Source organism: Lapillicoccus sp. (genome assembly GCF_025353065.1).
Classification (GTDB): domain Bacteria; phylum Actinomycetota; class Actinomycetes; order Actinomycetales; family Dermatophilaceae; genus Lapillicoccus.
Window position 1 is genome coordinate 1 of the sequence record NZ_JANXRJ010000083.1, and the last position, 5683, is coordinate 5683.

Consider the following 5683-nt stretch of genomic DNA (forward strand, 5'->3'; position numbering starts at 1 on the left):
CTCAGGTCCTCGCGCGGATCCGATTCATAAACAACGAGATCCGCGGACTCTCCTTCTTCCGGGCCGGGCCTACCGAGCCAGGCCCGGGCGCCCCAGGTCGCCGCCGACAGGACCTCTCGCGTGCTCATCCCGGCGGCGGCCAGCTCGAGCGCCTCCTGCGCCACGAGTCCGTGCGGCAGGCTGCCCCCGGCGTCGGTGCCGAGGTAGACGGGCACCCCGGCCTCGTGCGCCGCGGCGACGGTCGCGTGCCGACGGCGGTGGAGGTCGAGCAGGTGGGCGTGGTACCTCGGGAAGCGTTCTCGCGCGGGCTCGGCGATCGCCGGGAAGGTCGCGATGTTGACCAGCGTCGGCACGATGGCGATGCCCTGCCGCGCGAACGCCGTCGTCGTCACGGCGTCCAGTCCGGTGGCGTGCTCGATGCAGTCGGCCCCGGCGGCCGCGAAGTCGTGGAGCGACTCCTCGCCGAAGCAGTGGGCGGTGATCCGTGCGCCCTCCTCGTGCGCGGCCGCGACTGCGGCGACGACGGTCTCCCGTGGGAACGAGGGGGCGAGGTCGCCCACGTCCCGGTCGATCCAGTCGCCGACGAGCTTGACCCACCCGTCCCCGCGCCGCGCCTCCTCGCGGACCTGTGCGACGACCTCCTCCGGCTCGACCTCGTGGGCGAAGTTGCGGATGTAGCGCTTCGTCCGGGCGATGTGCCGCCCGGCGCGGATGATGCGGGGCAGGTCGGCACGCGCGTCCATCCAGCGGGTGTCGGCCGGCGAGCCCGCGTCGCGGATGAGCAGCGTCCCCGCACCGCGGTCGGCGAGCGCCTGTGTCTCAGAGGTCTGCTCGTCCACGGGGCCATGACCGTCGAGCCCGATGTGGCAGTGCGCGTCGACGAGGCCCGGGAGGACCCAGCCCCGGATCGTCGTCACGTCGTGCGTGCCCGGCGGCGCGGCATACGTCAGGCGACCGCCCACGACCCACACCTCGGGGCGGACCTCGTCCGGGCCGACGAGCACGGCGCCGACCAGGTGGAGGACGTCACCGCTCATGACGAGCAACCTAACGCGACCGATCGCCGACCTGACGGGGGGAGGGAGACGGGTCGGGCCAGGCGTCGCGCACGAGTCGGTCGAGGTGGTCAGGAGGGTGACGGGAGGTCGACCTGGGCGACGACCACGTCGTCGCGCGCGGGCAGCACGGGGGCCACCCCGAGGTCGCCCGAGATCGGCACGCACGACGCGGCGTCGCCGTGGAGCCGGGGGCAGGTCAGGTTGAGCACGGGTCCGCCGCCGATCCGGATCTGCGACTGCAGCGCGGCGGCGCTGCCCGCCGAGAGCGGGGCGATGAGGATGCTCGCCCGGCCCGTGGCCGACGGGGTGCTGCGCACCGTGACGCCGTCGAGGTGGTATCGCAGGAGGAGCTGGCGGGCGCGGGTGGGCAGCGTCACCGTGGTGGGCCTGGTCATCGACTCGAGCACCCCGACGGGGGTCTGGTCCGCGGTGACCTGCAGGTGGGTGACGGTCGGGACGAGCGCGGCGAAGGCCGGACCGCCGTTGTGCACGTCGACGGGGTCGAGGGTGACGACGTCGACGGGGTCGGGATACAGCGCCGCCTCCATCACCTCGAGCGAGCCGTCCAGCTGCGGGGTGACCCAGATGGAGATGCCGGGCTCGGTCACCCCGGGGCCGGAGACGGCCGGCTGCGTCGTCGCGACCACGTCAGCGGGGGTGAGCGGGATCGAGATCGAGGAGGACGGGATCGGCGTCGAGGGTGGTGCCTTCGACGGCGTAGTCGTCGGCGGGTTCGACGGGGTCGTGCTCGACGGGGTCGACGGGGTCGTGCTCGACGTCAGCGACGGGGTGGCGCCGGCGGACGCCGGCGGCAGCAGCCGGACCGGGCCACTGTCGCTGCTGGCGGTCGCCACGGCGACGGACTCTCCACGCGGCATGAGCACCACGACGACGCCGACGACGAGGGCGGTGACGAGCACGACGATCGCCGTCACACCCCATCTCCACGAGATGCGGGAAGCCCAGTCGTCCACGATCCGCATGATCTCCCCGTCACGTCTCTCGCCCCGGTCGCTCCCCAGCGACCGGATGCCCTGTCGTCGGACCGGACGGACCGACGGACTCCACGACGCCGGACCCCCCACAGGTCCGTTCGCTCGTCACGCTACGTCACCGGTCTGCCCACCCTGGCGGTTTTCGTGACACCGGTTCCGCCACCCCACCCGAAATAAACGCCGATGTCCGGTATGCCGTGCGGTCGGCTCGATCCCACGGTCGACCTAGCATGGGCGAGGTGCCCCCTACCGCCGCGGTGCAGGACGTCGCCTGGGTGCTGGACGTCGCCCTGGTGCTGGCCACCGTCCCGGTCCTGCTTCTCCTCGCCTCGGGACCGGCCCTCCTCCATCCGCGCGCCCGCCGCGGCCCCAACCTCGCCGCACTCGGAGTGGGTGTCCTCTTCGCGCTCGCCCTCCCCCTGGTCTGGCGGGTCGGTGTCGACGCGCGCGGCTCGGTCGCGGGAGCTGCCGCCGCGGTCGTCCTGCTGCTCGCGGCCCAGGTCGGGTCCGTGCTCACCGTCCTGCTCCTCGGGTGGGCGCGGCTCGCGTGGTCGGTACGACGCAGCCCACCCCGGCGGGCCGACGCTCTCGTCGTCCTGGGTGCGGGTCTGGTGGGGACCCGCGTCACCCTGGTCCTCGCCGAACGCCTCCTCGCCGCCATCAGGCTGCACGGGTCGCTCTCGCCGTCGGCCGCGGCCGGTCGGCGGCGCAACGTCCCGGTCGTCGTGTCGGGCGGCCAGGGACCGGACGAGGCGACGAGCGAGGCGGCGGCGATGGCGGACTTCCTCGTCGAGCACGGGTTCGACCCGGCAGGGATCCTGCTCGAGGACCGGTCGACGTCCACCCGGGAGAACCTCCTCAACTCTGCTGCCCTCGTCGCGGAGCAGGCCAGCGATGGGGCCGGCGAGGCCGGAGAGGCGGGCGAGGCGGATGGGCCTCAGGGGGTGCCGGGTCGGCTCGTCGTGGTGACGAACGGGTTCCACGTGTTCCGCACACACGTCCTGGCCCGGGCACTCCACCTCGATGTCGTCGTCGTCGGCGGTCCGACGCCGGCGCACTACCTCCCCCGGGCGCTCGTCCGCGAGCTCGTGGCCACCCTCACGCTGCACCCACGTCAGCAGGTCGGGACGGCCGTCGTCCTCGTCGCGCTCGGCACCTGGGCCGGTCTCGGCTGACACCGCGCGATCACCGCCGTCGCGCGGCCGCTACTTCCCGAGGAACTTCTCGAAGCCCTTCGGCAGGCTGCTCGGGTCGAAGTCGGCCGGGTCGTCGGCCCCGGACTCACCCGCACCCGAGCCACCCCCGAGCCCGAAGGCGCTCTGGGCGCTCGACACCCGGGCCCCGCTGGCGCGCGCGGCCTCCTCGCGCTCCTCGGCCGCGCGTCGAGCCGGGTTGCCGCTCTTGGACTTCTTGCGCTGCGGGGGCGCCTGCTTGCCCTTGCGCGCGCCGGGGATAGCCGGCATACCGGGCAGGCCTCCACCGCCGCCGCGGGCCAGGCTCTTCATCATCTTCTGGGCCTCGCGGAACCGCTCGAGGAGCTGGTTGACCTCGGAGGCCGTCACCCCCGAGCCCCGGGCGATGCGGGCTCGACGGGAGCCGTCGATCTGCTTGGGGTGGGTGCGCTCGAAGGGTGTCATCGAGCGGACCATCGCCTCGACCCGGTCGAACTCGCGCTCGTCGAGGGAGTCGAGCTGCTCGCGCATCCCCTGCATGCCGGGCATCATCTTGAGCATCGCCTTGAGCGAGCCCATCTTCTTGATGGCCGACATCTGCTGGAGGAAGTCGTCGAAGGTGAAGTCCTCGGCGGCGAGGAACTTCCGGGCCATCTCGTCGGCCTGGTCCTTGTCGAACGCCTTCTCGGCCTGCTCGATCAGGGTCAGGACGTCGCCCATGTCGAGGATCCGGCTGGCCATCCGGTCGGGGTGGAAGACCTCGAAGTCGCGGGTGTTCTCGCCGATGGAGGAGAACATGATCGGCCGGCCGGTGATCGTCGCGACCGAGAGCGCGGCGCCGCCGCGGGCGTCGCCGTCGAGCTTGGACAGCACGACGCCGGTGAAGTCGACGCCCTCCTGGAAGGCCAGCGCCGTCTCGACCGCCGCCTGACCGATCATCGCGTCGATCACGAAGAGGACCTCGTCGGGCGAGATGGCGCTACGGATGTCGGCGGCCTGCTGCATGAGGTCGGCGTCGACCGCGAGCCGGCCGGCGGTGTCGACGATGACCACGTCGTGCTGCTTGGTGCGGGCCTGCTCGATGCCGGCGCGGGCCACCGAGACGGGGTCGCCGAACGACCGGGTGCCCTCGCCCGATCCGAGCACGGCGTCGTGCCCACCGATGTTGCCGCGCTCCGGGGCGTAGACGGGGACCCCGGCGCGCTCGCCCGTGACCTCGAGCTGGGTGACGGCGTTGGGCCGCTGGAGGTCGGCCGCGACGAGCAGCGGGGTGTGCCCCTGCTGCTTCAGCCAGTAGCCGAGCTTGCCGGCCAGCGTCGTCTTGCCGGACCCCTGCAGGCCGGCGAGCATGATCACCGTCGGCGGGTTCTTGGCGAAACGGATCGTGCGGGTCTCGCCGCCGAGGATGCCGACGAGCTCCTCGTTGACGATCTTGACGACCTGCTGCGCCGGGTTGAGGGCGGCGCTGACCTCGGCGCCGAGCGCCCGCTCGCGGACGTTGCCGACGAACACCTTGACGACGGGCAGCGCCACGTCGGCGTCGAGCAGGGCCAGCCGGATGTCGCGCAGCGCCTTGTTGACGTCGGACTCCGAGAGCTTGCCCTTGCCCCGCAGGCTCGTGAAGGTCGCGGTCAGCCGATCGGACAGTGAGGTGAACACGAGAGAACTCTAACGTCGGGGAATCGGGAGGTCCGCATCGTCCGCGGCCGGTTCCGCGGACGGTCCCTTTGTCGGGTCACCCGATAAAGGGGCGCTTCGCCAGTGAACCGTTCTCGCCGGAACCGTGCCTTTATCGGGTCACCCGATAAAGGGACGGCGGGAGCGCCTCGGCCGGTCCGACGGGGTGTGCCGCGTGGGTCGCCGCGCGTGGGGTCGGTCAGACGCCGTCGCAGGTGTCGATGTTCATCGACACCGCCTGCGCGACCCGGGCGGGCGGCAGCGACCGACCACCGAACTCCGTGACATAGAAGGTGTCGAGGGCCTGACCGGCATACGTCGCGATGTGGGCGCTGCGCACGCTGAGGCTGGCGCGGGCCAGCGTCATCCCGATCTCGTGGAGCAGACCCGGCCGGTCGGTGGCCCGCACCTCGATCACCGTGGCGGTGTCCGAGGCGTGCGAGATGACCATCGCCCGGGTCTGGCCCGGGGCGCCCGTGGTCGCCCGCGAGCTGTCGGTGTTGGACGCCCGGCGGCGGCGCCCGAGGATCGCGAGCGGCTCGCGGTCGCCCTCGGACAGCCGCATCAGGCCGCGCATGATCGCGCCCTCGTCGGGGCTGTCGCCGCCCGGCGTCTCGACGTGCCACTCGTTGACCGCGATCCCGTCGACGGTGCGCACCACGGCCGAGCGCACGATGTGCCCCTGCGCGGCGAGCAGGCCCGCGGTGTCGGCGAAGAGGCCGAGCCGGTCGCGGTCGTGGATGTCGACCCGGTGGGCCCCACCGAGCGGGGTGACGACGAC

At 72.7% G+C, this 5683-nt stretch carries 5 protein-coding genes; 1 reads left to right on the forward strand and 4 read right to left on the reverse strand.

The annotated features are described in order from the left end of the window. Both Q0R63_RS07045 and Q0R63_RS07050 read right to left on the reverse strand, forming a co-directional pair. Nucleotides 1–1037, reverse strand: a 1037-nt coding sequence (locus Q0R63_RS07045) for an amidohydrolase family protein (RefSeq protein WP_295695717.1), incomplete at its 3' end; no start/stop codon positions are given. An 89-nt stretch (nucleotides 1038–1126) separates the two neighbouring features. Further along, nucleotides 1127–2032 carry a hypothetical protein gene (locus Q0R63_RS07050; protein ID WP_295695719.1) on the reverse strand — a complete coding sequence of 302 codons (906 nt, stop codon included), beginning with the start codon at nucleotides 2030–2032 and terminating at the stop codon, nucleotides 1127–1129. A gap of 260 nt (nucleotides 2033–2292) precedes the next feature. On the opposite strand from Q0R63_RS07050, the gene Q0R63_RS07055 reads away from it, so the two are divergent. Then, nucleotides 2293–3228 (forward strand): YdcF family protein, encoded by a 936-nt coding sequence (locus Q0R63_RS07055; protein ID WP_295695721.1) that lies wholly within the window; start codon nucleotides 2293–2295, stop codon nucleotides 3226–3228. Between the two features lie 30 nt (nucleotides 3229–3258). Here the strand turns inward: Q0R63_RS07055 and ffh are convergent, their stop codons facing one another. Together ffh and Q0R63_RS07065 are read right to left on the reverse strand one after the other, a co-directional pair. After that, complete coding sequence (gene ffh, locus Q0R63_RS07060) at nucleotides 3259–4884, reverse strand: signal recognition particle protein (protein WP_295695723.1); 1626 nt, start codon at nucleotides 4882–4884, stop codon at nucleotides 3259–3261. A gap of 217 nt (nucleotides 4885–5101) precedes the next feature. Beyond that, nucleotides 5102–5683, reverse strand: a 582-nt coding sequence (locus Q0R63_RS07065; protein ID WP_295695726.1) for an ACT domain-containing protein, incomplete at its 5' end; no start/stop codon positions are given.